The organism is Streptomyces avermitilis MA-4680 = NBRC 14893, from assembly GCF_000009765.2.
Taxonomy (GTDB): Bacteria; Actinomycetota; Actinomycetes; order Streptomycetales; family Streptomycetaceae; genus Streptomyces; species Streptomyces avermitilis.
The window spans coordinates 7,043,557-7,068,010 of the sequence record NC_003155.5; the positions used below are offsets into that span (position 1 = coordinate 7,043,557).

The 24,454-nt window shown below is 72.2% G+C and carries 21 protein-coding genes, 1 pseudogene and 1 riboswitch; of the genes and pseudogenes, 9 read left to right on the forward strand and 13 right to left on the reverse strand.

Going from position 1 to position 24,454, the window contains the following annotated elements; all coding sequences use genetic code 11:
• Positions 1-77 precede the first annotated feature (77 nt).
• Positions 78-1,226 carry a DUF2330 domain-containing protein gene (locus SAVERM_RS30100; RefSeq protein ID WP_010987240.1) on the reverse strand — a complete coding sequence of 383 codons (1,149 nt, stop codon included), beginning with the start codon at positions 1,224-1,226 and terminating at the stop codon, positions 78-80.
• Between the two features lie 90 nt (positions 1,227-1,316).
• On the reverse strand, positions 1,317-2,789 hold the full coding sequence (gene proP / locus SAVERM_RS30105; RefSeq protein ID WP_010987241.1) for a glycine betaine/L-proline transporter ProP: 1,473 nt from the start codon (positions 2,787-2,789) through the stop codon (positions 1,317-1,319).
• A 301-nt stretch (positions 2,790-3,090) separates the two neighbouring features.
• Here proP and SAVERM_RS30110 point away from each other — a divergent pair.
• Positions 3,091-4,055: pseudogene (locus tag SAVERM_RS30110) on the forward strand (glycosyltransferase family 87 protein); the annotation flags it as partial.
• Between the two features lie 256 nt (positions 4,056-4,311).
• Here the strand turns inward: SAVERM_RS30110 and SAVERM_RS30115 are convergent.
• Positions 4,312-5,556, reverse strand: coding sequence for a cytochrome P450 (locus SAVERM_RS30115; protein WP_010987243.1), 1,245 nt, complete (start codon positions 5,554-5,556; stop codon positions 4,312-4,314).
• Between the two features lie 281 nt (positions 5,557-5,837).
• Here SAVERM_RS30115 and SAVERM_RS30120 point away from each other — a divergent pair, with 281 nt between their 5' ends.
• The gene (locus SAVERM_RS30120) at positions 5,838-7,007 is read left to right on the forward strand and encodes a steroid 3-ketoacyl-CoA thiolase (protein ID WP_010987244.1); all 1,170 of its coding nucleotides are present in this window, start codon (positions 5,838-5,840) and stop codon (positions 7,005-7,007) included.
• Between the two features lie 24 nt (positions 7,008-7,031).
• Here SAVERM_RS30120 and SAVERM_RS30125 read toward each other — a convergent pair whose 3' ends face one another.
• Entirely contained in the window at positions 7,032-7,727 is a 696-nt protein-coding gene (locus SAVERM_RS30125) for a YoaK family protein (protein ID WP_010987245.1), read from the reverse strand.
• Positions 7,728-7,831: 104 nt separating this feature from the next.
• Between SAVERM_RS30125 and SAVERM_RS30130 the strand changes: the two genes are divergently transcribed.
• Positions 7,832-9,082, forward strand: coding sequence for an alpha/beta hydrolase family protein (locus tag SAVERM_RS30130; RefSeq protein ID WP_010987246.1), 1,251 nt, complete (start codon positions 7,832-7,834; stop codon positions 9,080-9,082).
• Between the two features lie 78 nt (positions 9,083-9,160).
• On the opposite strand, the gene SAVERM_RS30135 is transcribed toward SAVERM_RS30130, so the two are convergent.
• The 7 genes from SAVERM_RS30135 to SAVERM_RS30165 form a co-directional block, all read right to left on the reverse strand.
• Positions 9,161-9,577, reverse strand: a complete 417-nt coding sequence (locus SAVERM_RS30135) for an aggregation-promoting factor C-terminal-like domain-containing protein (protein ID WP_037645568.1) — start codon at positions 9,575-9,577, stop codon at positions 9,161-9,163.
• A gap of 335 nt (positions 9,578-9,912) precedes the next feature.
• On the reverse strand, positions 9,913-10,878 hold the full coding sequence (locus SAVERM_RS30140; protein ID WP_010987248.1) for an ECF transporter S component: 966 nt from the start codon (positions 10,876-10,878) through the stop codon (positions 9,913-9,915).
• Complete coding sequence (locus SAVERM_RS30145) at positions 10,875-12,560, reverse strand: ABC transporter ATP-binding protein (RefSeq protein ID WP_010987249.1); 1,686 nt, start codon at positions 12,558-12,560, stop codon at positions 10,875-10,877. The genes SAVERM_RS30140 and SAVERM_RS30145 overlap by 4 nt, the downstream gene beginning before the upstream one ends.
• The gene (locus SAVERM_RS30150; protein ID WP_037645570.1) at positions 12,557-13,693 is read right to left on the reverse strand and encodes a CbiQ family ECF transporter T component; all 1,137 of its coding nucleotides are present in this window, start codon (positions 13,691-13,693) and stop codon (positions 12,557-12,559) included. Before SAVERM_RS30150 ends, SAVERM_RS30145 begins: the two co-directional genes overlap by 4 nt.
• A 15-nt stretch (positions 13,694-13,708) precedes the next feature.
• Positions 13,709-14,383: an SCO2322 family protein gene (locus SAVERM_RS30155; protein WP_010987251.1), complete on the reverse strand. Its 675-nt coding sequence runs from the start codon at positions 14,381-14,383 to the stop codon at positions 13,709-13,711.
• Complete coding sequence (locus SAVERM_RS30160) at positions 14,380-15,657, reverse strand: prenyltransferase/squalene oxidase repeat-containing protein (protein WP_010987252.1); 1,278 nt, start codon at positions 15,655-15,657, stop codon at positions 14,380-14,382. The genes SAVERM_RS30155 and SAVERM_RS30160 overlap by 4 nt, the downstream gene beginning before the upstream one ends.
• Before the next feature lie 109 nt (positions 15,658-15,766).
• Positions 15,767-15,863: riboswitch (cobalamin riboswitch) on the reverse strand.
• A 111-nt stretch (positions 15,864-15,974) separates the two neighbouring features.
• Entirely contained in the window at positions 15,975-17,000 is a 1,026-nt protein-coding gene (locus tag SAVERM_RS30165) for an MBL fold metallo-hydrolase (RefSeq protein ID WP_037645573.1), read from the reverse strand.
• A gap of 208 nt (positions 17,001-17,208) precedes the next feature.
• On the opposite strand from SAVERM_RS30165, the gene SAVERM_RS30170 reads away from it, so the two are divergent.
• Positions 17,209-18,693, forward strand: coding sequence for an aldehyde dehydrogenase (locus SAVERM_RS30170; protein WP_037645575.1), 1,485 nt, complete (start codon positions 17,209-17,211; stop codon positions 18,691-18,693).
• On the forward strand, positions 18,693-18,926 hold the full coding sequence (locus tag SAVERM_RS30175; protein ID WP_010987255.1) for a ferredoxin: 234 nt from the start codon (positions 18,693-18,695) through the stop codon (positions 18,924-18,926). Before SAVERM_RS30170 ends, SAVERM_RS30175 begins: the two co-directional genes overlap by 1 nt.
• Positions 18,927-19,163: 237 nt before the next feature.
• Here the strand turns inward: SAVERM_RS30175 and SAVERM_RS30180 are convergent, their stop codons facing one another.
• Entirely contained in the window at positions 19,164-19,820 is a 657-nt protein-coding gene (locus SAVERM_RS30180) for a TetR family transcriptional regulator (RefSeq protein ID WP_010987256.1), read from the reverse strand.
• 208 nt (positions 19,821-20,028) lie between these two features.
• Here SAVERM_RS30180 and SAVERM_RS30185 point away from each other — a divergent pair, with 208 nt between their 5' ends.
• Genes SAVERM_RS30185 through SAVERM_RS30195 form a run of 3 tightly spaced genes read left to right on the forward strand, consistent with a single transcriptional unit; the run spans position 20,029 to position 23,311 of the window.
• Entirely contained in the window at positions 20,029-21,504 is a 1,476-nt protein-coding gene (locus SAVERM_RS30185; RefSeq protein WP_010987257.1) for a glycosyltransferase family 4 protein, read from the forward strand.
• Positions 21,498-22,244: a class I SAM-dependent methyltransferase gene (locus tag SAVERM_RS30190; RefSeq protein ID WP_010987258.1), complete on the forward strand. Its 747-nt coding sequence runs from the start codon at positions 21,498-21,500 to the stop codon at positions 22,242-22,244. Before SAVERM_RS30185 ends, SAVERM_RS30190 begins: the two co-directional genes overlap by 7 nt.
• On the forward strand, positions 22,241-23,311 hold the full coding sequence (locus tag SAVERM_RS30195) for a prenyltransferase/squalene oxidase repeat-containing protein (protein WP_010987259.1): 1,071 nt from the start codon (positions 22,241-22,243) through the stop codon (positions 23,309-23,311). The genes SAVERM_RS30190 and SAVERM_RS30195 overlap by 4 nt, the downstream gene beginning before the upstream one ends.
• Positions 23,312-23,371: 60 nt before the next feature.
• Here the strand turns inward: SAVERM_RS30195 and SAVERM_RS30200 are convergent, their stop codons facing one another.
• Positions 23,372-23,665: a hypothetical protein gene (locus SAVERM_RS30200; protein ID WP_010987260.1), complete on the reverse strand. Its 294-nt coding sequence runs from the start codon at positions 23,663-23,665 to the stop codon at positions 23,372-23,374.
• A gap of 138 nt (positions 23,666-23,803) precedes the next feature.
• Here SAVERM_RS30200 and SAVERM_RS30205 point away from each other — a divergent pair, with 138 nt between their 5' ends.
• Positions 23,804-24,364: a hypothetical protein gene (locus SAVERM_RS30205; protein ID WP_010987261.1), complete on the forward strand. Its 561-nt coding sequence runs from the start codon at positions 23,804-23,806 to the stop codon at positions 24,362-24,364.
• The last annotated feature ends 90 nt before the right edge of the window (positions 24,365-24,454 follow it).

Consider the following 24,454-nt stretch of genomic DNA (forward strand, 5'->3'; position numbering starts at 1 on the left):
TAGTTAGCTGACCTAACTAGATACGCTAACGAATATAGTCGCGGGGCCGGCGCCCTGTCAGGGGATCTCCGGGGAGATCAGCCGATCGGGGGCGGGGCGTGGGCCGGCGGGGGCGGCATGACCGGCGGCGGGGGCGGTACCGGGCGTCGCCTCCGGCTTCGCAGCAGCACCAGCAGCACCATGACCGCCACTGCCAGGGCGCCCGCCACCGTCAGCTGCCAGACGGGGATCCCGCCCGCCGTCAGCAGTTCGTCGCGGTAGATGATCTGGCGGCGCGTGGTGTCCGCGGCCGTGCGCCGCAGTTCGTGGTCGCCGGAGATCCGTGACGGCCGCGGGAACTCCTGGTCGACCGTGGTGAGGAAGTCCGTGCCGCCCTCGGTGAGCCCCGCCAGGGGGCCGGACGCGGCCGTCACCCGGCCCGCGAACCAGACCCGCGGCCGGTCGCCGCCGATCGCCGAACGCGGCTCCGTGCGGTGCGCGGCGAGGATGTACAGGCGCAGCGACTGCGGGGTCCGGGCGAGCCGGGACAGCCGCATCGGGTAGACCGGCCGGTCGCTGGCGAAGGTGAGACGCAGCGGGTCCAGGGTGCCGCCGAGGGCGGCGTCCGCGCTCTTCGGGGCGAGCCGGACCGCCACGTACTCCCAGCCCTGGTCGACGTACGGGCGCAGTGCCCGGTCGAGGCGGTCGGGCAGATGGAAGCCGTTGTCGGTGAGCCAGGTGCCGAGGGCGCCGGGGTCGGTGGCCGTCAGCCGGGCCACGTCGAACGGGCCGAGCCGCTCGCGGTCGACCACACCCACGGGCGGTGCCGCCGCGCCCGCTCCCGGGGCGGCGGCCGCGTTGTCGCTCTTGTCGAACGGCCAGTCGCCGTCCCGGGGCCAGAAGTAGTGGCGGGTGCGGTACTCCGGTGCCGTCGCCTCGGCGAGCTGGTCGAACAGCGCGCGGTCGCCGAGCCGCACGGTCGCCCGGTGCGGGACCGGCATGATCCACGCGGCCCGCCGCGCGTCCCCGGAGACCGTCAGACTCATCGCGATCTGTTCCCGTCCGTCGTCCCAGCGGACGGCGGACACCTCGCGGTTCACGGTGACGTACTGCCGGCCGTCCGGCACCATCGCGCCACAGCCGCAGGCGTACGCCGGTGCCAGCAGGGACCCCAGCTGGAACGCCGACAGCGCCAGTACGACGACCAGTACGCGCCCCCGTACGACCCCTCGCACGAAATCCCACATCCCCCGTGACCCCTCCGTCGTGCTGTCGGACAGGGTCTCAGACGGCACGACGGAGGCTGTGGTTCCAGGTCTTGCGAGGCGGGTGCGGGGTCAGCGTTCGGCGGGCTCCACCGAAGGCGCCGAGCCCGGCAGCGGGCGGCCCGCCGACTCCGCCATGAACCACACCGCGGCGCCGCCGATCACGGCCGCCGCCATCATGTAGTACGCGGGCATCATCATGTTCCCGGTCGCCCCGATCAGCGCCGTGACCACCAGCGGGGTCGTACCGCCGAAGAGCGAGACGGAGACGTTGAAGCCGATGGACAGCGAGCCGTAGCGGACCTTCGTCGGGAACAGTGCGGGCAGCGCGGCCGGCATCGCGGAGGTGAAGCAGACCAGCAGCAGGCCCAGCGCGCCCATGCCGAGCGCGACGGCGAGCAGGCTGCCCTGACGGATCAGCAGGATGGCCGGGACCGACAGGAACAGGAAGCCCACGCAGCCCGCGGCGATCACCGGGCGGCGGCCGATCCGGTCCGTCAGCGCACCCGCGAAGGGCTGCACGATCATCATCAGCGCCATCACGCCGAGCACGACCAGCAGGCCGTGCGTCTCGTCGTACTTCAGCTCGCTCGTCAGATAGCTCGGCATGTACGAGAGCAGCATGTAGTCGGTGACGTTGAAGACGAGCACCAGGCCCATGCACAGGAGCAGCGCGCGCCACTGGCCGGAGAGCATGGCGCGCAGCGGCACCTTCGGGCGGTCCTGCTCCTTCTTCGAGGCCTTCGCCAGCTCCGCCGCGAAGGCCGGCGTCTCCTCGAGACGCATCCGCAGGTAGAGGCCGATGATGCCCATCGGGCCCGCGATCAGGAACGGGATGCGCCAGCCCCAGGACAGCAGGTCGCCGGAGGACAGCAGGGCGGTCATCAGGGTGACCAGGCCCGCGCCGCCGATGTACCCGGCGAGCGTGCCGAACTCCAGCCAGCTCCCGAAGAAGCCGCGCTTCTTGTCGGGCGAGTACTCGGCGATGAACGTGGACGCGCCCGCGTACTCGCCGCCGGTCGAGAAGCCCTGGACCAGGCGGGCCAGCAGGAGCAGCAGCGGCGCCCCCACGCCGATCGTGGCGTACGACGGGATCAGACCGATCGCGAACGTGCCCGCCGCCATCATGATCATGGTGAGGGCGAGGACCTTCTGCCGGCCGATCCGGTCGCCGAGCGGGCCGAAGACCATGCCGCCGAGCGGGCGGACGAGGAAGGCCGCGGCGAAGGCGCCGAAGGTGGAGAGCAGCTGCGCCGTGGGGTTGCCCGACGGGAAGAAGACCTTGCCCAGCGTCACCGCGATGTAGCTGTAGACGCCGAAGTCGAACCACTCCATGGCGTTGCCCAGTGCGGCGGCCTTGACGGCGCGTTTGACCAGGGCGGGGTCCGTGACGGTGACATCCGTCGTCGAAGGGACGGGGGGTGCTACGGGTGCTGCTGGTGCGAGGGTCAAGACTCCGCTCGCCTGCCTTTCGTCGGGGACAGGGACAGGGCCGCTGGGGCGGACCGGGGGCCGCTCACCGGAAGTGAGCCGAAAAGCGACCATAGGGGCACTTGCCCCACTTACGTACCGTGTGCGAGTCAATGCATACTGCACATAAATGCCGCTTCGCCAGGCGCGTCTACCCACCGAGAGGCAGATTTTCGGACACCCGCTTGTGATCTATGTCGCGGTGGCCGGCCGCAACCGGACCCTCCGCGCGCCATCGTCATCCGGACAAATGGGAGGCGTCTCTCAGGTGAAGAGGGGGTTGCCTGCGTCCCTCACAGGGGTCGGTGCGAGCCTCTGAGGGTTCGGACAACGACAGGCGCGCGGGGCACGAACGGGGCGGGAGGGCCGGCGGGGCGTGGCGAACGCAGAGCGCGGTGGGCGGGCGGTGTCTTAGGAGCGGGGCCGGCCGGGCCCGCGAGAACCCGGCTGGAAGCGGCCCGCGTGGGTCTCTGGCTGATCGCCGCGGTCCTGGCGATGCGACAGGTCGCCGTCGTCCTCGGCACCCCCCGGGGAGAGCGGCTCACGGAGCTGGAGACCTGGGTCGGCCCGGACGGCGTCCTGCATGTGAAGGGGTCGCTGTACGACTCGACGCAGTTCACCGGTACCCCCTTCGGGGGCCTCGTCCTGAAACCCCTCACCAAGGCGGCCGAGCAGGCCCTCGGCTGGGGCTGGGCCTTCGGCACGCTCCTGCTGGTCGTCGCGCTCGGCCTGGTCGCCGCGCGTGCCCTGCCGCAGCCCGTGACCCGGCGCACCTCCCTGCTCGCCGCACCGGTCGCGATCAGCCTGCTGATGTTGTCGCTGTCGGTCCGCAACACCCTCTACCTCGGCCAGACCAGCGTCATCCCGGTCCTGCTCGTCCTGCTCGGCTGCTTCACCGTGCGTGGGGAGCGGGCGAGCGGTGTGCTGATCGGCGTCGGTGCGGCGCTCCAGCCGACGGTGCTGCTCTTCGCGCCGCTGCTGTGGTTCACCGGGCGCAGCCGCGCCGCCGTGTCCACGGGGGGCACGTTCGCCGCGTGCACGGCGCTCGCCTGGGCCGCGCTGCCGCACGACTCGTACACGTACTGGGTGCACCACGTGGCGGGCGTCGGCCTCGGCGGCAACGCGGACGACCTCGCCAACCAGTCCCTGCACGGCGCGCTGCTGCGGCTCGGCCTCGAAGGCCCGCTGGAGATCGGCCTGTTCCTGTTGCTCGGCGCGGTCGTCGCGGTCCTCGGCCTGCGCCGCGCGGTGCACTGCGCGGCGGACGGGCAGCTGCTGCTCGCCGTGGCGATCACCGGTTGTGTCGCGGTCGCCGTCTCGCCCACGACCTGGCAGCACCGTGCGAGGCCCGGTCACTGCGTGCGCTAGGGCCTGTCGTCACATTCCCGTCGTCCGCCCGAAGGGCGGGCCGGGCGGCGTCATGGGGTCCCTCCTGTTCGAGCGCAGCCGAGAACTCGGGGGAGCGTGCTGTCGGCGTGCCGGGCGAAAGCCCAACAAGGCCCCTCAGGGAGGCAGGGGCGGGCGTAGGGGGATGCCCCTGCCTCCCGCGAAACGGGCCGACGGCGCCGGGAGGCCGCCGGCCCGAGTGCGGTGTCCGTCAACCGGCGCTCACCTGGAGGCCTTTGACCCCGTTCAGCCAGGCCGAGCGCAGCCTGCGCGGGTCGCCGGTCAGGCGCAGACCGGGCATGACGTCCGCGATCGCGCCGAAGATGAGGTCGATCTCCACCACGGCCAGCGACTTGCCGAGGCAGAAGTGCGGGCCTCCGCCGCCGAAGCCGAGGTGCGGGTTGGGGTCGCGGGTGATGTCGAAGACGTCCGGGTGCTCGAAGACCTCGGGGTCGTGGTTGGCGGAGGAGTAGAAGATGCCGACGCGGTCGCCCTTCCTGATCTGTTTGCCGCCCAGTTCGGTGTCCTGGGTCGCCGTGCGCTGGAAGGAGACGACCGGGGTCGCCCAGCGGACGATCTCCTCGGCGGCGGTCGCCGGGCGCTCCCGCTTGTAGAGGTCCCACTGGTCGGGGTGGGTGAGGAAGGCGTGCATGCCGTGCGTGATGGCGTTGCGCGTCGTCTCGTTGCCGGCGACGGCCAGCATCAGCACGAAGAAGCCGAACTCGTCCGAGGCGAGGTTGCCCACGTCCTCGGCGGCGACCAGCGTGCTGACGATGTCCTTGGCCGGGCACTGCTTGCGGTCGGCGGCCATGTTCATGGCGTAGGCGATGAGTTCGGTGGCCGACTCGGCGCCGACCTCCTCGGTGATCGCGTACTCCGGATCGTCGTACGCGATCATCTTGTTGGACCAGTCGAAGATCTTCGCGCGGTCGTCCTGCGGGATGCCGATGAGTTCGGCGATGGCCTGGAGGGGCAGTTCGCAGGCGACCTGGGTGACGAAGTCGAAGGAGCCGTCCGGGCCGGCGTCCGCGAGCGCGGTCTCGACGATCGAGCGGGCGCGCCTGCGCAGGGTGTCCTCGAGGGCGCGGATGGCGCGCGGAGTGAAGCCGCGCTGCACGATCTGGCGGACCCTGGTGTGCTCCGGCGGGTCCATGTTGAGCATGAACAGCCGCTGGGCGTCTATCTGTTCGCGTTGCATCGTCTCGTGGAAGCGGATGATCGCGGTGTTGAGGTAGGAGGAGAAGAGTTCGGGGTGCGTGGAGACGTACTTGACGTCAGCGTGCCGGGTGACGGCCCAGTAGCCGTCGTCCTGGAAGCCGGCGAGCCCGTGCTGTTGCGGGACCCAGTGCACCGGCGCGGTCCGGCGCAGCTCGGCGAACTCCGGGAGGGGTACGCGCTGGTGCAGCAGATCGGGGTCGGTGAGGTCGAACCCGTCGGGCAGCGCTGGACAGGGCATGGGCGACTCCCGTCATTCTGACGGACCATCAGGAATTGCCGTGAAGGTAGTAACGGGTTCTACAAGTGGCAAGGGGCGCGGCGCCCCCAATTACGTGCGGAGTTCGTGCAGATCGCGGCTTCGGAGGCTGCAAGACCCTTGCGGCGCGACGGCCTCGCTCAGCAAACTGCACGCAGAACTAGAACGCGTACTAGTTCAGCGTGGCGGGTGGGCCGGGACGCCCGCGCCGCGCGGGTGAGCTGGGCCTGATCCGCCGGACAGGCCCGAGGAGAGGAACTCCCATGGCCGCGGAACCCGTGATCGTCGAAGCCGTACGCACCCCCATCGGCAAGCGCGGTGGCGCGCTCGCCCATCTGCACCCCGCCTATCTCCTGGGCGAGACCTACCGTGAACTCCTCGGCCGCACCGGCATCCACGCCGACTGCGTCGAGCAGATCGTCGGAGGCACGGTGACCCACGCGGGCGAGCAGTCGATGAACCCCGCGCGCACGGCCTGGCTCACCATGGGGCTTCCGTACGAGACGGCCGCGACGACGGTCGACTGTCAGTGCGGGTCCTCGCAGCAGGCCTCGCACATGGTCGCCAACATGGTCGCGGCGGGAGTGATCGACGTCGGGATCAGCTGCGGGGTCGAGGCGATGTCGCGGGTGCCGCTCGGGTCCGGGTCCAAGCACGGGCCGGGGAAGCCGTTCCCGGACGAGTGGAACGTGGATCTGCCGAATCAGTTCGAGGCGGCGGAGAGGATCGCGCGGAACCGGGGTCTGACGCGGGAGAACGTCGACTCGCTCGGACTGATCTCGCAGGAGCGGGCCGGGGCCGCGTGGTCGGAGGAGCGCTTCAAGCGCGAGACGTTCGCCGTGCAGGTGCCCACGACGGAGGAGGAACAGCGGGCCGGGCAGGGCATGTGGCGGCTGGTCGACCGGGACGAAGGGCTGCGCGACACGTCCATGGAGGCGCTGGCCGGACTGAAGCCGGTGATGCCGACGGCGGTCCACACGGCGGGCAACTCGTCACAGATCTCGGACGGGGCCGCCGCGATCATGTGGGCGTCCAAACGGATGGCGCGTGCGCTGAAGCTGCGGCCACGGGCGCGGATCGTGGCGCAGGCACTGGTCGGGGCGGACCCGCACTTCCACCTGGACGGGCCGATCGACGCCACGCGGGCGGTGCTCGGGAAGGCGGGCATGTCGCTGAAGGACATCGACCTCGTCGAGATCAACGAGGCGTTCGCCTCCGTGGTGCTGAGCTGGGCGCAGGTCTTCGAGCAGGACCTGGGGAAGGTGAACGTGAACGGGGGCGCGATCGCCCTCGGGCATCCGGTCGGGGCCACGGGGGCGCGGCTCATCACGACCGCGCTGCATGAACTGGAGCGGCGCGACAAGGAGTTCGCGCTGATCACGATGTGTGCGGGCGGCGCGCTGGCCACCGGGACGATCATCCAGCGGTTGTAGACACCCGCCTTCGGCTGCGCCGTCTCACTCCCGCCCCGACGCGGTCAGCGCGAACACCCCCGCCATCACCGCCGCGATCACCAGCGGAATGCCCAGGCCGTGGTGGATCACCAGCCACGCGCCGAGCAGGGCGCCGGCGAACATCGCGACCACGGAGGCGGTGCGGCGGGGGGAACGGGGGTGGGCGCCGCCGCCCGCCACGCGGGAGTCGGAGGCGAGGCCCGTCAGCGTCATCGTCAGCACCGTCGTCGTCAGATCGGGCACGCCGAGCTTGCGGACCGTGGCGTTGCGCAGACCCATCGCGAAGGCCGTGAGGGCGATCAGTGTGTACTTCGTGCCCGTGGCGCCCGGCGCCGCGAAGGCCACCGCCGAGGCCGCGCCGACCAGTACCGCCTCCACGGCGAGCGTGCCCCGCGCCCAGGCCCGGCGGGAGCCGCCGCCGAACCGCACCGCGACGCGTCCCCCGGCCACCGCGCCCACCAGGAAGGAGACCAGCGAGGTCAGCGTGTGGGGCACCGAGAAGCCCGGCGCCCCCGCGGCGGCGAAGCCCAGCACCACCACGTTGCCGGTCATGTTCGCCGTGAAGACGTGCCCGAGCCCCAGATAGCTCACGGCGTCGATCAGCCCGCTGACCACGGTCAGCCCCAGCAGCACCGTCACCAGGCGCAGCCCGCGTGCCTCCGGGTCGTGCGGCTGCGTCTCAGTGCTCTCTGCGCTCATGGAACCTCCGGTCGGCGGGGACGGGCACGGTGCACTCAAGTCCACCCATGACGCGGGGGACTCTCGGATGTCGGGGTGAAGAGCGCGTCCCTAGCGTCAGGGGCATGAGAGACGACACGCGCAAAACCCATGAAACACGGACCAGTTGGCGGACCAGGAGGGGACTCGCCGGAGGGGCGGCCCTGCTGCTCACCGGGATCGCCGTGGCACCCGTCGCCGCGGCCGGGGAGCGCTCCGCCCCGGGGACCCGGCGCGGCGCACTCGTCTCCGTCACCCCCGTCGCCGACCGCGACGCGGGAGAGGTCAGGGCGTTCCTCGCCGGGCGCGACATCGCCACCGACTCCGTGCGCTACGGCGTCCGGGCGTACCGGCTGACGTACCGGACCGTCGACCCGTACGGGAAGCCCACCACGGCCACCGGGCTGCTCACGCTCCCGGCCGGCGGCGGTCACCGGCTCGACCTCGTGTCCGACACGCACGGCACGATGGTCAACCGCGGCTACGCGCCCTCGGCGGGCGACGACTTCGGGCGCGTGCCGTCCTATCTGAACGCCGGCGCGGGCCGCGCCGTGGCCGCACCCGACTACCTGGGCCTGGGTGAGGGTCCCGGCCGGCACCCCTATATGGACACCCGTTCCTCGGTGACGGCGTCCGTCGACATGCTGCGCGCCTCCCGCACCGCGGCCCGGCAGCTGGGCCGGCCGCTCACCGGCGACGTCTACGCGACCGGCTTCTCCCAGGGCGGCCAGGTGGCCATGGCGCTGGGCCGGGCGCTGCGACAGGGCGCCGACCACACCTTCCGGCTGAAGGCCCTCGCGCCCATCAGCGGCCCGTACGACCTGGAGGGCCAGGAGATCCCGGCGCTGTACGACGGCCGGGTCAACGACGTCAGCGGCGTCTTCTACACCTCGTACTGGCTGGTCGCCCAGAACCGGCTGCACTCGATCTACCAGGACCCGGCCGAGGTGTTCCGCGCGCCCTACGCGAGCCGGGTCGAGGGCCTGTACGACGGGACGCACGAGGAGGAGGAGATCGTCACGGCGCTGCCGCGCTCGGTGAAGGAACTGCTCACGCCCGCCTTCTACGAGCGGATGCGGCACCCCACGGGCGGCCTGCTGGCGGCGATGCGGGTCAACGACCACACCTGCGACTGGAAGCCGGACGTGCCGGTGCGGCTGTACACGGGGACGGGTGACACCGACGTACCCATCGGGAACACGCACAGCTGCGTGGCGCAACTGGCGGAACGGGGGAAGCGGGCGCGGCTGGTGAACCAGGGGGACGTGGACCACTTCGGCGTGTTCAAGGAGTCGGCGCCCCAGGTGGTGCGGTGGTTCGACGCCGTACGGGACTGACGGCGGGCAGACCGAAGGCGGTGGCCCAGGGGATCAGGGGCCACCGCCTTCGGCGTATGGGGGACGGGCTTCGGCTGATCAGTACCAGCCGTTGGCCTGCCAGAAGCTCCAGGCGGCGGTCGGGCTGCCGTAGCGGGAGTTCATGTAGTCCAGGCCCCACTTGATCTGGGTGGCCGGGTTGGTCTTCCAGTCGGCGCCGGCGGACGCCATCTTCGACGCGGGCAGCGCCTGGACCAGGCCGTAGGCGCCGGAGGAGGAGTTCGTGGCGGCGGGGTTCCAGCCGCTCTCGTGCTCGACGATCTTGCTGAAGGCGTTGTACTGCGCGGCGTCCGGAATCATCTTGTGCGCGACCGCCTGGGCGGAGGAGCCCGAGGTGGGGGTGGCGGCCTGGGCGGGAGCCGCGGCGAACACCATGCCGGTCGTGGCGGCGGCCACGGCGAAACCGGCGAGGGCCTTCTTCGGGGACGCGATGCGGCGGATGACGGAGACGGTCACGCGGAGAGCCTTTCTTCGGGAACAAGGAGTCGCACGCTTGCCCACTCCACCCGGAGGAGGAGGAGGTGTACGTCGGCGCCGCGGCCCGTGAGGGCTCGTCGGCGCCTGGCGACTGCTCCAGAGAAACAGGTCGGAAACACGTCCGCAATGACCCCTTTTACTAGTGGTGGTCGCATCCGCGGCAAAGGTCACCTGTGTGACGAGGCTCTCAATCCCCAGGTCAGAGGCTGTTAGGACGCGTCCATGTCACCGAATCTCGCTACGACCGAGCTTCGTAGGGGACCTAGGTCCTGTGGGCTGGTTCACGTCTGGGGTCACGCACCGCGTGCGGGGGGCTACGGGGTGCGATCGTCGGGTGTGACGGGGGCCGCACTTCGGCCCGGTTCGAATGTGACCGGGCTCTCGAAAGCCGCCCGCCGGGTGGCCCGGCGCAGCGCCTTGAGGAGGGTCGGGCCCAGGGCGAGGGTCAGCACGACGGTGACGACGGCCCGGCCCAGGTCCCAGCCGAGGGAGGTGGCCAGGCAGTACGCGAGGAAGCGGGCGAGGTTGCCGCCGAGGCCGTCGTGCGGATCGAACGCGACGGTCGAGGCCAGCGAGTCCATGAAGGGCCAGCCCGCGAGGTTCATGACGGTGCCGTACGCGAAGGCGGCGACGAACCCGTACGCCGCGAGCATGCCCACCTCGCCGCGCCCCCGCAGCCTCCCCCAAGCTCTCGGCTTCGCTCGAGCAGGGGGGACCCCCATCGGTCCCGGAAGCAGTCCGGCCCCCATGGCGAACCACCCCATGGACAGCATCTGGAACGGCATCCACGGCCCGACCCCGCCGGTCAGCAGCGCGGACGCGAACATCGTGATCGCGCCGAGCACGAATCCGAACCCCGGCCCGAGCACCCGTCCGCTCAGCACCATCAGGAAGAACATGGGCTCGATCCCCGCGGTGCCGGCGCCGATGGGCCGCAGGGCGGCGCCGGTCGCGGCGAGCACGCCCAGCATGGCGACGGCCTTGGGCCCGAGCCCCGACTCGGAGATCGTCGCCGTCACGACCCCGACCAGCAGCACGAGCAGCCCGGCGAACAACCAGGGAGCGTCCTGTGCGTGGGCGCTGAGCTGCGAACCCGGCCCGGCGACCAGGGGCCAGCCGAAACCGGCGACGCCCACCGCGCTGACCAGGGCGAGGGCGGCTATGGAGCGGGGGCCCAGGCGGATGGGCCGGGACTGGATCTGGGGCCGGGGCTGGGGCCGGGGCTGGGAATGCGCCTGAGAATGTGCCTGGGGGAGGGGCTCGGCGGGGTGCCGGTTCATGCGAGTGCCTCCCGGACCTGGGTGACGGTGAGCCAGTGCTGCGGGGCCAGGATCTTCGTCACCTGGGGGGCGAACGACGGTGACGCGACGACCACCTCGGCCGTCGGGCCGTCGGCGACGACCTCGCCGGCCGCGAGGATCACCACCCGGTGGGCGAGTTCCGCCGCCAGCTCCACGTCATGGGTGGCCAGGACGATGGCGTGCCCGTCGGCGGCGAGCGCGCGCAGCAGCGTGACCAGGCGGCCCTTCGCCGCGTAGTCGAGGCCGCGGGTCGGTTCGTCGAGCAGCAGCAGCGGGGGGCGGGCGGTGAGGACGACGGCCAGGGCGAGGGCCAGCCGCTGCCCTTCCGACAGATCCCGCGGGTGCGTGCCGTCGGCGACACCGGGCAGCAGTTCGGACACCAGTGCCCGGCAGGTGCCCGGCTCGGCGCCCGCGTCGCCGTCCGCCGCCACGCACTCGGCGGCGACCGTGTCCGCGTACAGCAGATCCCGCGGCTCCTGCGGTACGAGGCCCACGCGGCGTACGAGGTCGCGCGGGGCCGTGCGGTGCGGTACCGCGCCGCCCACCCGTACGGACCCGCCGGCCGGTGGGACGAGCCCGACGAGGGCCCCGAGCAGGGTGGACTTCCCGGCGCCGTTGCGGCCCATCAGGGCGATGATCTCGCCGGGGGAGGCGGTGAGGTCGACGCGGCGGAGGGCTTCGACCCGACCGCGACGGACCGCGAGGGCTTCGACGGCGGCCACGGGGAGGGCGGCCGACGGGACGGGAGCGCGCTTGCGGAGGAGGCGGGGGCGGCGGGGACGCGAGGGGGAAGGGGCGGGGGCCGCCGTTGCCGTTGCCGTTGCCGTCGGTGTGGGTGTCTCCGTTGCCGCCAGCCGCTCCCGCAGCGCGCCCGCGCGGCGCCGGGCGTCCCGCACCGTCAGGGGCAGCGGGGACCAGCCGGCCAGCCGGCCCAGGTCCACCACCGGCGGGTACACCGGGGAGGCCGCCATCACCTCGGGCGGGGTGCCGAGGGTCAGCGGGGCGCCCGGCGCCGGCAGCAGGGCCACCCGGTCCGCGTACTGCACGACCCGTTCCAGCCGGTGCTCGGCCATCAGGACCGTCGTACCGAGATCGTGGACGAGGCGCTGGAGGACCGCGAGGACCTCCTCGGCCGCCGCCGGGTCCAGCGCGGACGTCGGCTCGTCGAGGACCAGGACCTTCGGGTGCGGGGTGAGGACCGAGCCGATCGCGACGCGCTGCTGCTGGCCGCCGGAGAGGGTGGAGATCGGCCGGTCGCGCAGTTCGGCGAGCCCCAGCAGGTCCAGGGTCTCCTCGACCCGGCGCCGCATCACGTCCGGCGCGATCCCCAACGACTCCATGCCGTAGGCGAGTTCGTCCTCGACCGTGTCCGTCACGAAGTGGGACAGGGGATCCTGCCCCACCGTGCCCACCACGTCCGCGAGTTCGCGCGGCTTGTGCGTGCGCGTGTCCCGCCCGGCGACGGTCACCCGGCCGCGCAGGGTGCCGCCCGTGAAGTGCGGCACCAGACCGCTCACCGCGCCGAGCACCGTCGACTTGCCGACCCCGGACGGGCCGACCAGCAGCACCAGTTCACCCTCCGGGACCGTGAAGTCCACACCCCGGACGGTCGGTTCGGCCGCCCCGTCGTACGTCACCGAGACGTCCTCGAAGCGGATCATGCGGACTCCTTCGGAGCGGGCGAGACGAAGGCGGGGAGCAGACCGAGCAGGATCGCCGCCGCGGGCAGGAGGGGGAGCGCCGGCGCCGTCAGGGGTACGACACCGGGGTGCAGGGCGGCCGGGTCGTACGCGGCGGAGACGATCAGCAGCGCCGCCACCGCGACCCCGCACCCCGCGACCAGCCACGCCCGTACGCCCCACACGTCCGGCCGGTAGCGCGTGCGCAGGGAGCGGCGGCCGCCCAGCCACAGACCGCCGAGCGCCGCGGCGAGGCCGGCGCCCAGCACGGGCAGACCGTAGCCGCCGCCCTCCGCGGTCAGCAGTCCGTACGTGCCCGCGCAGACGCCGACCAGACCGCCCAGCGTCAGCGCGGCCGTCGTGCGGCGCACGGCGGGCGGGACCTCGGCACTGCGGCCGTAGCCGCGCGCGTCCATCGCCGCCGCGAGGGCGACCGAACGTTCCAACGCGCCCTCCAGGACCGGGAGTCCGACGTGCAGCAGACCGCGCAGCCCCCGGTCCGGGCGGCCGCGCAGCCGACGGGCCGCCCGCAGCCGCTGGGCGTCGGCGATCAGGTTCGGGGCGAAGGTCAGCGCGACGACCACGGCGACTCCGGCCTCGTACAGGGCGCCCGGGAGCGACTTGAGCAGGCGCGCCGGGTTCGCGAGGGTGTTGGCGGCGCCCACGCAGATGAGGAGCGTGGCCAGCTTCAGACCGTCGTACAGGGCGAAGACCAGCCCCTCCGCGGTGACCCGGCCGCCGACGCGGATGCCCTGGGCCCAGTGCGGGAGCGGGACTTCGGGGAGCACGACGACGGTGTGCGTGCCGGGGATGGGGGAGCCGAGGAAGACGGCGAAGCCGAGGCGGATGCCGAGGACGGCGAGCGCGAGTCTGACGAAGGCGTTGTAGGAGCGGGCCCAGGGGGCGCTGGTGCGCCGGGCCGCGACGACGTAGGCGGACACGGCGACGAGGAGGGCGAGCAGCAGGGGGTTGGTGGTGCGGGAGGCGGCGGTGCCCAGGCCGAGGGCCCAGAGCCACCAGGCCCCCGGGTGGAGGGCGTTGGTCCGGTTCGCCGTCGGCTGCGCCCATCGGTCCCGCCGCGCGCGGCGGCGGTCCGCGGCGGTGGCGGCAGTCATGGTCCCCACCTCGTCTCAGCCCCGCCGGCGCCGGGCCCGCCAGATGGCCGCGGCGCCCAGCAGCGCCACCGCCGCCACGCCCGCGAGCAGCCCCACCGACGGACCGGGCCGCGGCGCGTTCTTGTCGGACGTGGCCGTGGGCTCGTCGGACGTGGCCGTCGGCTCCTTGGCCGTCGGCTCCTTGGGCGTCGTCACCTGCTCGCCGCAGCCCGTCCGCGGATAGCCCGCGATGGCGCACAGCAGCGCGTTCGTGTCGTAGCGCAGGGGCCGTGCCACCGCGGCCAGGGCGTCCGCCGTCGTCGCGTCGTCGGGTATGCGGGCGCAGGCCGTACGCGGCGCCGAAGGGGTCTCGCCCCGCGGGGCGTCAGCGCGCGTGCCGAAGTCGAGGACCAGCGCCACCCGCTTCCTGCCCTCCCGCGCGGGCGTCCTCGCGCAGATCACGGCGAAGCCCGCCGTCCCGCGCGGTTTCGCCGAGTCCTGCGAGTCGGCGCTGACCGAGAAGCGGAAGCCCTGGACGTCGCCGTCGGAGGGGCGTGCGGTGGACGGCCCCTGGGTCGCGTACGTCCAGCTGCCGCCGACGCGGTCCCAGAAGGACCAGTAGCGGTAGCCGGTGGCCCCCGCCCGGCCCGCGTCGCCGAGGACCAGCAGGAGCACGGCCAGGACCAGGGCGGACGTCCCGCGGAGGCTCACAGCTGCTGCCTCTTGTTGCGGCGGGAGAGCAGGAACCCGATGCCGATGCCGGCGACGAGGCAGACGCCGACGAGCCACCAGACGTTGAACGCGCTCTTGTGGTCGACCTTCTTCGCGTCGGGCTCGGACGCGGCCGAGTCGCGGGACGGCGCCTGCGCCGCCGGACCCGTCGCGCCGAGCTTCTCGACGAGGTCCACCCCGCCGAAGTCGCGTGGCTGGGCGCCCGCCGCGCGCGCCGCGAAGATCAGCTGCGCGTACGCGGCCGGACCGGCCTTCGCCGCCCAGACACCGGAGTTCTTCTCCAGCCAGGCGAGCGGCCCGGCGGTGGCCGACGTCGACCCGGCGGCGGCCAGGGCGACGACCGCGTCCGCGGTGTTGCCGTAGTCCGGCTGGGGCTTGGCGCCGGGCATCGCGGACTTCAGGTAGGGCGCCTTGGCCAGGGACGCGGCGAGATAGGAGGCGCCGTTGTGCGCCGCGTCCGCGGGCGTGAAGGAGTCACCGGAGGCGCACTCGGATCCCTTGGACTGCCCGGATGCCTTGGACTCCCCGGACCCCTTGGACGCCTTGCCGGCCGCCTCGATGACGAAGCCCTTGCCCAGGCTGCCGACCACGCCGGCCGCCGTCGCGTCCGCGTTCGCCGCGAGGGCGCCCTTCTTGTCGGGCTGGAAGGCGAACGCGCCGCCGCCGGTCTTGTCGCACGGCACGGAGAGCGCGAGCAGGGCGTCGTAGGGCGACTTCCCGTTCTTCACCTGCTTCTTCGGCTCGTCGCCCGCGGCGGCCAGCGCGCCGATCACCACGGACGTCGAGTTCGCGTCGCTCGCGCCACCGGCCGTGTACCCCCAGCCGCCGTCCTTGTTCTGCACGTCCTTCAGCCAGCGCACGGCCTGGCCGACCTCGGCGTCGTGTCCGCCCAGTGCCGCCAGCGCCTGCACCGCCGCCGCCGTGCTGTTGGTGTCGACCATCGTCTTGGCGTCGCACTTCGCGCTCGCGTCCGCGCGGTACGGCGCGAAGGCGCCGCTCGCGCACTGCTGCCCGGTCAGCCAGTCCACCGCCTTGGCGGCCGGCCGCACCCCCACCGTGTGCTGGGCGAGCAGCGCGAGCGACTGGCGCCAGACACCGTCGTACGTCGGGTCCGTGGAGCCGTACAGGGCGGAGGGGAAAGCCCGCGACGGTGACGCGGACGGTGACGCGTCGTCGGCAAGGGCGACCGGGGCGGTGGCGCCGCCGATCACGGCGGTGAGGGCCAGTACCGCTGCGCTGCGGCGAACTATCATGATCGGCGGATGCCTCTCCCTGGGAGGGGCCGGGCGCGCGGGCGCACTGAGGCAACCGGGCGGCTCCGACCCCGTGAACCTCGACGGTGCCGGTCATCGGCGGGCTGCCGGTGACCTGAGCCGGTCACGTCCTGTGCGGGGCAGTCCGGCTCACCGCGCGAGCGGCATACGGTTGCGGGTCAGCGCCGGATTTGCACCGGCTTCCCCCCGTACGGGTGTGATGACGACGCGCTCACTCTACCGGCCCGTACGAGCGGACCTGAGGGCCGCCTGTGAGTGGCCGTCCCGCGGATCACACCGCCACGTACGTCCCCGGATCACACCGCCACGTACGTCACCGGGTCGCTCCCCGGTACCGCCTCCGCGCGCCCCAGTTTGACCAGGCGGCGTACATGGGCCTCGGCCTCCGAGACCGCGATGTTCCGTGAGCCGTGGGGGATGTGCTCCCAGGGCCGGTTCCACTCCATGCGCTCGGCGAGCTGCCAGGGCGTGAGCGGGGTGTCCAGGAGGGTGAGCAGTCCGGTCAGCCGCTCCTCGTGGTGCGTGAGCAATTCCCGTACGCGGGCGGGCGCGTCGGTGAAGGCGTGCTGGTGGGCCGGGAGCACCTCGGCGGGCCCGAGCCGGCCGACGCGCTCCAGGGAGTCGAGATAGTCGCCGAGGGGATCAGTGACCGTGGTGTCGTCCGGGTCCTCGTACAGGCCGATGTGCGGGGTGATCCGGGGGAGGAGATGGTCGCCGGAGAACAGGCGTCCGTGGCCGGGGAGTTGAGCGGGATGCTCCTCCTCCAGGTGGAGGCACACATGTCCGGGGGTGTGCCCCGGTGTCCAGATCGCGCGCAGTCGGCGGCCGGGGAGGCCGACGAGGTCGCCGGGGACGATCTCGCGGTCGGGGAGCGCGGGGGACAGGCCCGGCAGAGCGCGCGGACGGGCGGCGCGCAGGGGCGCCACGTGCGCCTCGGGGGCGCCGGCCGCCATGAGCTTGGCGGTCATGTAGGAGAACCAGCGCTCGGGGCGGGCCTCGCGGGTGCGCCGCACCACCGCGGTGTCCGCCGCGTGCATCGCGATCCAGGCCCCGGACATTTCGCGCACCCGGCCCGAGAGGCCGTGGTGGTCGGGGTGGTGATGGGTGATGACCACCCCGTGGATCTCGGCGGCCGAGGTGCCGCACGCCGTCAGGCCCTCGGTGAGGGTGTCCCAGGAGGCGGGGTCGTCCCAGCCCGTGTCGATCAGGACCGGTCCGCGGTCGGTGTCGACGACGTACACGAGCGTGTGGCCGAGGGGATTGTCCGGGATGGGGACCTTGATGGACCGTACGCCTCCGCCGTGGTCGGACACCTGCGCCATGGGCTCCCCAATCGCCGCGTTCCGGTCACTATAACTAGAACACGTTTCGATGGGAGCCCGGGTCGACCGTTCCGTGCCCCGTCCGGTCCGCACCCTGTCCGGTCCGTGGACTCCGTCGGCCGGAACTGGTATCAGTCTTCCTATCTGATGGGTCGTCAGAGAAGCTCGTCGGAGAAGCGTCGGAGTGCGTCCCGGGAGGCAGTCGGCCATGACCGAGCTCGTGGAACACGGACAGCTGTTCATCGGCGGGGTGTTGGCGGACCCGCTGGGCAAGGACGTCATCGAGGTGATCTCCCCGCACACCGAGGAGGTCATCGGACGGGTGCCGCACGCCTCCACGGCGGACGTGGACCGCGCGGTCGCCGTCGCGCGCAAGGCGTTCGACGAGGGCCCCTGGCCGCGCGCGACCCTCGACGAGCGCATCGAGGTCGTCACCCGGATCAAGGACGCCATCGCGGTACGGCACGAGGAGATCGCCCGGGTCATCTCCTCCGAGAACGGTTCGCCGTACTCCTGGAGCGTCCTCGCGCAGGCCCTCGGCGCGATGATGGTGTGGGACGCGGCGATCACGGTCGCGCGGAACTTCACCTACGAGGAGACCCGCGACGGAGTCCTCGGGAAGATCGTGGTGCGGCGCGAGCCGGTGGGCGTGGTCGCGGCCGTGGTCCCGTGGAACGTGCCGCAGTTCGTCGCCGCCGCCAAGCTCGCCCCCGCGCTGCTGACCGGCTGCACGGTCGTACTGAAGCCGTCGCCCGAATCGCCCCTGGACGCCTATCTGCTGGGCGAGATCGCCCGGGAGGCCGGGCTGCCGGAAGGCGTGCTGTCGATCCTGCCGGCGGACCGCGAGGTGAGCGAGTACCTGGTCGGGCACCCCGGGATCGACAAGGTCTCCTTCACGGGATCGGTGGCCGCGGGCAGGCGCGTGATGGAGGTCGCCTCCCGCAATCTCACCCGGGTGACCCTGGAGCTGGGCGGCAAGTCGGCGGCGGTGGTCCTGCCGGACGCGGACATCACGACCTCGGTGCCGGGGATCGTCTCCGCGGCCTGGATGAACAACGGGCAGGCCTGCGTGGCCCAGACGCGCATCCTCGTTCCGCGCTCGCGCTACGACGAGTTCGCGGACGCGTTCGCGGCGGCGGCGAGCGCCCTGGTGGTCGGTGACCCGCTGGACCCGGCGACCCAGGTCGGCCCGCTGGTGGCGAGGCGGCAGCAGCGGCGCAACCTCGACTACATCCGCATCGGCCAGGAGGAGGGCGCCAAGATCCTGACGGGCGGCGGGCGTCCACCGGGACTCGACCGCGGCTGGTACGTGGAGCCGACCCTCTTCGGCGACGTCGACAACTCCATGCGGATCGCGCGGGAGGAGATCTTCGGGCCGGTCATCTGCCTGCTGCCCTACGGCGACGAGACCGAGGCCGTGAAGATCGCCAACGACTCCGACTACGGGCTGAGCGGCAGTGTCTGGACGGCCGACGTGGAGCACGGCATCGACGTCGCACGCCGGGTCCGTACGGGCACGTACTCCGTGAACACCTTCAGCCTCGACATGCTCGGCCCGTTCGGCGGCTACAAGAACTCGGGTCTCGGGCGGGAGTTCGGGCCCGAGGGGTACGGCGAGTTCCTGGAGCACAAGATGATCCACCTGCCGGCCGGGTACGAGGCTCCCACGGGCGTGGAGGGGGCCGGGGCCTGATGGGCGACCGCTGGCACATCGAGGTCGACCGCTCCGTCTGCATCGGCTCCGCCCAGTGCGTCCACCACGCCTCCGTCGCCTTCCGCCTCGACTCCGCCCGGCAGTCCCGGCCGGCCGAACCGGAGACCGACGCCAACGAGCAGATCCTGGCGGCGGCGGAGAGCTGCCCCGTGGAGGCGATCGTCATCAGGGTGCTGGGGAGCGGGGAGCCGGTGTTCCCACCGGAGGAGTGAGCGGTTCCGCGTCCGCGGCCAAGGGTCGATTCCGTCGGCCGGTCCACGGCCGGGGTTTCCTTTGGCCGGTCTGCGGCCGGGGCTTCTTTCGGTCGGTCCGTGGCGAGGGTTTCCTTCGGCTGGTCTGCGGCGAGGGTTTCCCTCGGCCGGGCAGCGGCGAGGGCTTCCCTCGGCTGGTCCGCGGTCACGGTTTCCCTCGGCCGGGCCGCGGCCACGGTTTCCTCGGCCGGTCGCCGGCTACGGCGTCTCGTCGGCTTCCGTCAGGTCGATCAGGCGGCACACCGTCTCGATGTCTATCTTCACCTGGGCGATCGAGGCGCGGCCGGACAGCCAGGTGATGAGGGCCGAGTGCCAGGTGTGCTCGATGACGCGGACGGCCGAGAGCTGCTCGGGCGTGGGGTCGTCCAGACCCATCGCGTCCAGGATGATCACCGTCGTCTGCCGGGACACCTGATCGACCTCGGGGGAGACGCTGCGGTCCGCGAACGTCAGGGCGCGGACCATCGCGTCGGCCAGATGCGGCTCCCGCTGCAACGCGCGAAACGCCCGCATCAGCGTCTCGGCCACCCGCTCGGCCGCCGTGTCCCCGGCCGGCGGCTTCTTGCGCAGCGTGCCGTGCATGTGCTCCAGCTGAGCCTGCATCGTGGCCACCAGCAGATGCACCTTGGAGGGGAAGTAGCGGTACAGCGTGCCCAGCGCCACCTGCGAGGACTCCGCGACCTCACGCATCTGCACCGCGTCGAAGCCGCCCCGGCTGGCCAGTTGCGCGCTCGCGTGCAGGATCCGGCGGCGGCGCGCCTCCTGCCGCTCCGTCAGCGGCGGCGAGGCGGGCTGAACGGCCGGTCGTGCGGCTCTGGCTCCGGTACTGGCTTCCACCTTGGCTTCCGCAGGCATGGGTCCCGTTCCGTGGGGGTCAGCTGGAGGAGAGATCCCACAGCATGGCAGGGCCGTCCGTCGTGGCGCGAATCACCTGATCCACCGCTCACACCGGCGCTACCTGCCGGTAGATTCAATGCTCCTCGAACGATCAAGTCTGAAACTTGTTCTAGATTAGCGTCCCGGCGTAATCTCGCGGGAACGTGCAGGGAGAAGGGGGCCGTAAGTGACCGCTGAGGCCATGGAGGCGGGTCCCCAGGAGGGCTCGGCCGCTGACGGCGACGTGCCGTTGCGCATCGCGCTCCTCACTTACAAGGGCAACCCGTTCTGCGGCGGCCAGGGCGTCTACGTACGACACCTCTCGCGCGAGCTGGCCCGCCTCGGCCACCGGGTCGAGGTCATCGGCTCCCAGCCCTACCCGGTGCTGGACGAAGGCCTGCCCGGCCTGAGCCTCACCGAACTGCCCAGCCTCGACCTGTACCGCCAGCCGGATCCCTTTCGCACCCCCGGGCGTGGCGAGTACCGGGACTGGATCGACGCCCTCGAGGTCGGCACGATGTGGACCGGCGGCTTCCCCGAGCCCCTGACCTTCTCGCTGCGCGCCCGCCGCGAGCTGCGCGCCCGCCGCGGCGACTTCGACGTCGTGCACGACAACCAGACCCTCGGCTACGGCCTGCTGGGCGACGTCGGCGCACCGCTGGTCACCACCATCCACCACCCCATCACCGTGGACCGGCAGTTGGAGCTGGACGCGGCCGAGGGCTGGCAGCGCAAGGCGTCCGTACGCCGCTGGTACGCGTTCACCCGCATGCAGAAGCGGGTGGCGCGCCGGCTGCCGTCGGTCCTCACCGTCTCCGGCACCTCCCGCCAGGAGATCGTCGACCACCTGGGTGTCTCCCAGGACCACGTCCACGTCGTGCACATCGGCGCCGACACCGACCTCTTCTCGCCCGATCCCGCGGTGCCCCAGGTGCCGGGCCGGATCGTCACCACCTCCAGCGCGGACGTGCCGCTCAAGGGGCTGGTCTTCCTCATCGAGGCGCTGGCGAAGGTACGGACCGAGCACCCCGGGGCGCACCTCGTCGTCGTCGGCAAGCGCGCCGAGGACGGCCCCGTCGCCCAGGCCATCGAGCGGTACGGGCTGCACGGCGCCGTCGAGTTCGTGAAGGGCATCTCGGACGCGGAACTCGTCGCCCTCGTACGGTCGGCGGAGGTCGCGTGCGTGCCTTCGCTGTACGAGGGGTTCTCGCTGCCGGCCGCGGAGGCGATGGCGACGGGTACGCCGCTGGTGGCCACGACCGGCGGCGCGATCCCGGAGGTCGCGGGCCCGGACGGAGAGACGTGCCTGGCGGTGCCGCCGGGCGACGCGGGGGCGCTGGCCGCCGGGCTGAGCCGGCTCCTGGGCGACCCGGCGCTGCGGACGCGGCTCGGCTCCGCCGGGCGGGAACGGGTGCTGGCGCGGTTCACATGGGCGAAGGCCGCCGAGGGCACGGCGGCCCACTACCGCGAGGCGATCGCCCGCTCCACGGCCCCGGCAGGCGCGGGCCGCACCGCCGTGGCCGTAGGCACCGCAACAGCGGCGGGTCCCGTGAAGGCGGCGGGTGCCATGAAGGCGGCGGGTGCCGGAACAGCAGACGGCGCGGCAGCTGAAGAAGCAGAAGAAATAGTCGTATCCGATCGCGAAAGCAGGGCCACGTGCTGACCGTCGACTTCTCCCGGTTCCCGCTCGCCCCGGGCGACCGCGTGCTGGACCTCGGCTGCGGAGCCGGCCGGCACGCGTTCGAGTGCTACCGGCGTGGGGCCCAGGTCGTCGCGCTCGACCAGAACGCGGAGGAAATCCGCGAGGTCGCCAAGTGGTTCGCGGCGATGAAGGAGGCCGGCGAGGCGCCCGCCGGAGCCACCGCGACGGCCATGGAGGGCGACGCCCTCGCGCTGCCGTTCCCGGACGCCTCCTTCGACGTCGTGATCATCTCCGAGGTCATGGAGCACATCCCCGACGACAAGGGCGTGCTCGCCGAGATGGTGCGGGTGCTGAAGCCTGGCGGCCGGATCGCCATCACCGTCCCGCGCTACGGCCCCGAGAAGGTCTGCTGGACCCTGTCGGACGCCTACCACGAGGTCGAGGGCGGCCACATCCGCATCTACAAGGCGGACGAACTGCTCGCCAAGATAAGGGAAGCCGGCCTCAAGCCCTACGGCACGCACCACGCCCACGCGCTGCACTCGCCGTACTGGTGGCTGAAGTGCGCGTTCGGCGTCGACAACGACAAGGCGCTGCCCGTGCGGGCGTACCACAAGCTGCTGGTCTGGGACATCATGAAGAAACCGCTGGCCACCCGGGTCGCCGAGCAGGCGCTGAACCCGCTGATCGGCAAGAGCTTCGTGGCGTACGCCACCAAGCCGCACCTGCCCGTCGACGCCGCCGCGGTGGACGCTTCGTGACGACGCCCCGGACAGAACACCTCGTCCTGCCCGGGGTCCTCACCGCAGAGGAGGCCGGCGCCACCGTGCGCGGCATCCTCGGGGTGCAGCGGCCGGACGGCGCCATACCGTGGTTCCGTGGACACCACCTCGACCCGTGGGACCACACCGAGGCCGCGATGGCGCTCGACGCGGCCGGGGAGCACGAGGCGGCGGAGCGCGCGTACACCTGGCTGGCCGCCCACCAGAACGGCGACGGCTCCTGGTACGCGGCCTACGCCGACGGGGACTTCGAGGACGTCACCGACCGAAGCCGGGAGACCAACTTCTGCGCCTACGTCGCGGTGGGCGTGTGGCACCACTACCTCGCGACCGGCGACGACACGTTCCTGGACCGGATGTGGCCGACGGTGTACGCGGCCGTGGAGTTCGTGCTGCGGCTTCAGCAGCCGGGCGGCCAGATCGGCTGGAAGCGGGAGGACGACGGAAAGGCCGTCGACGACGCGCTGCTCACCGGCAGCTCGTCGATCCACCAGGCGCTGCGCTGCGCGCTCGCCATCGCCGAGCAGCGTGAGGAGCCGCAGCCCGACTGGGAGTTGGCGGTGGGCGCGCTGCGGCACGCGATCCGGCGGCACCCCGAGCGGTTCCTTAACAAGGACCGCTACTCGATGGACTGGTACTACCCGGTGCTGGGCGGCGCGCTGACCGGCGCGGAGGCCAAGTCCCGTGTGGAGGAGGGCTGGGAGCGCTTCGTCGTCCCCGGCCTCGGCGTCCGCTGCGTGGTCCCCAACCCGTGGGTGACCGGCGGCGAGTCGGCCGAACTCGCCCTGGCCCTGTGGGTGATGGGCGAGTCCGACCGCGCGCTGGAGATCCTCCAGTCCATCCAGCACCTGCGCGATCCGGAGACCGGCCTGTACTGGACGGGCTACGTCTTCGAGGACGAGGCCATCTGGCCCCGGGAGCTGACCAGTTGGACGGCGGGCTCCCTGCTGCTCGCCGTGGCGGCCCTGGGTGGCGACGAGGCGACATGCGCGGTCTTCAGTGGCGACCGCCTGCCGAGAGGTCTTGACCCGGACTGCTGCGAATAGGCACCCCGGTGGTGGTGCCTGGGGTGTGTGGGGTGTGTCGGTCGTGCCGCGTGCGGTCCGTCAGTGGCGGTGCATGCGGTTGGCGATGGCGTGGCCGATGAAGAGGTACACGACGGCCGCGAGCCCGTAGCCGGCCACCACGCGGGCCCATGCCTTGTCGAAGGTGAACAGGTCACGCGACCAGCCGGCCAGCCAGCTTGCCACGTCGTGGACGAACTGCACCAGGTCATTGGCCCGGTTGGCGTCCAGCAGATACATGAGGATCCACAGCCCGAGGATGACGGCCATGACGTCCGCGACGATCGCGATGACCGTCCCCGCCTGATTGGAACCGTTGCGATATCGAGGGGACATGTTCTGCGAATGGCCCCTCAATCCTGATTGAAACCTGGAACGACCCCGCCGGAGGAACCCGAACGGGTTCGCTCAGGTGGCACGGCCCTCCGCCCCGGGTGACGCTGCCGGGAGAACCGCCCACTCCCGGAGGATCCCGTGCCCGTACCCATACGGCGCCTCATCGTGGCGCTCACCCTCTGCTGCACCCTGTTCGTCGGCGCCACCGCCTGCGGCAGTGACAGCACCGATCAGCAGACCTCGGCCGCCGCGGCCACCGCTACTCCCACCGGCACCAGTTCCGCGGAGAAGCAGAAGTTCGCCAAGACCCGTTTCGTGGCGAACGCGGGGCTCGCCGCCGGGGCCACCTACCAGTGGATCGTGAAGCCCTGGAAGGCCGGGAAGTTCAAGAAGGGCGCGAAGGGCCGCAAGGTCGCGCTGGTCAAGGCGGGACTCGCGGGCGGGTTCTCGTACAACCGGCTCAAGGCGGCCCTGAAGAACGCCCAGGGCGACCCCACGCTCGCCAAGGCCGTCGCCCCGCTCACCGCGGGCATCGAGGCGCTCAAGAGCCTGCCGGCCAAGCTCCGCAAGGGCGACTCGACGGACGCGGCCGCGAACACCTACGACGACATCATCAACAAGGTGAAGGACGCGGGGAAGAGCGCGGGCGCCGAGGTGAAGGACCAGGTGCCGTCCGCATCGGAACTGACGAAGGGCTGAGCCACGCGACCGACCCTGGCCGCGGTCCCGACCCCGGCTGCGGTCCCGACCGAGGCCGCGGCCGGGGCCGGCCGCCGATGACCTGGCCGG